Source organism: Flavobacterium sp. (assembly GCF_003525665.1).
Classification (GTDB): Bacteria; Bacteroidota; Bacteroidia; order Flavobacteriales; family Flavobacteriaceae; genus Flavobacterium.
In genome coordinates this window covers 9594-10942 of the sequence record NZ_DQDX01000137.1, presented here as the reverse complement: position 1 = coordinate 10942, position 1349 = coordinate 9594, and the positions used below count along the sequence as shown (strand labels likewise).

The 1349-nt window shown below is 34.2% G+C and carries 2 protein-coding genes; both read left to right on the top strand.

All coding sequences use genetic code 11. The features are described from left to right. The first annotated feature begins 34 nt into the window (after nucleotides 1-34). Nucleotides 35-418, top strand: coding sequence for a DNA topoisomerase IV (locus DIU01_RS09670; RefSeq protein ID WP_290833903.1), 384 nt, complete (start codon nucleotides 35-37; stop codon nucleotides 416-418). 40 nt (nucleotides 419-458) lie between these two features. Next, the gene (locus DIU01_RS09665) at nucleotides 459-1316 is read left to right on the top strand and encodes a TerC family protein (RefSeq protein ID WP_290833901.1); all 858 of its coding nucleotides are present in this window, start codon (nucleotides 459-461) and stop codon (nucleotides 1314-1316) included. The last annotated feature ends 33 nt before the right edge of the window (nucleotides 1317-1349 follow it).

The window sequence follows — 1349 nt, the reverse complement described above, 5'->3', positions numbered from 1 at the left end:
GAATAGCTGGATTGGCTTCTAAAAAAATATAAAAATGAAAATTACAAAAACTAAATTATTTACTTTACTTATTGCGATAACAATGGTTTCTTGCTACCAACAAGAACGCAAATGCACCGATTTTAAAACCGGAAAATTTGAATTCACACAAGAAATTGATGGCAAGACACAAACATCAACCTTTGAACGTACCGATAGTTTGCAAATTGAAACGTATAACGGCAAAACCGATACAGCATCTGTGCGTTGGGTAAACGACTGCGAATTTATTCTGCAAAAAACGCATCCCAAAAATATGCAGGAGAAAAAAGCAATTACCATGAAAATTTTGAGTACTAAAGATAAAACCTATACCTTTGAATATTCTTTTGTGGGTGATGCAAAAACTCAAAAAGGAACTGTAACAAAAATCAATTAGTTTCGTATAACCACTTTAATTTTAACTTTTAAACCAATTTATGGAAGTATTATTTACAACAGATGCGTTAATTGCATTGCTAACGTTAACCTTTTTAGAAATCATTCTTGGTATTGACAACATCGTGTTTTTATCAATTGTATCAGGAAAATTAAGAGCCGAAGACCAACCAAAAGCACGCAGAATTGGACTTTTACTAGCCATGGTTTTTAGAATTATCTTACTTTTTGGAATTACGTGGGTAATGAGCTTGAAAGAATCGTTTTTTGATTTTGACCTCGGATTTTTCTCAGGTGGAATCTCTGGACAAAGTTTAATTATTTTTGGTGGTGGATTGTTTTTATTATATAAATCAGTATCAGAAATTCATCACAAACTAGAAGGCGAAGAAGAATCGGCTAACGGAAAAGCTAGCAACAGCTTGTCGTCAGCAATTATTCAAATCGCGTTATTAAACATCGTTTTCTCGTTCGATAGTATCTTGACAGCAATTGGTTTAGTAAGTTCTGCCGAACCACCAAAAGGTTTTGGACCAGCTGGAGCAATCGAAATCATGATTTTAGCAATTGTAATTTCAATTGTAGTAATGCTTGCCTTTGCCGGACCAGTTTCTAAATTTGTAAACGAGCATCCAACCATTCAAATTCTTGGACTTTCGTTCTTAATCTTAATTGGAGTAATGCTTCTTGCCGAAGGTTCGCACTTGGCACACTTTAGATTTGGTAACGATGTAGAAGTCCATAGTATTCCAAAAGGCTACCTATATTTTGCCATTTTCTTCTCATTATTTGTAGAATTCCTCAACTTAAAGATGAAGAAAAGCAGCAAAAAACCTGTTAAATTACACAACAGTAAAATCGTTGACGAAAAGTTAACCGATAGCGATATAACAAATTAATAGAAGCGAACGGCTCGGGAATTCTTGGTTTCC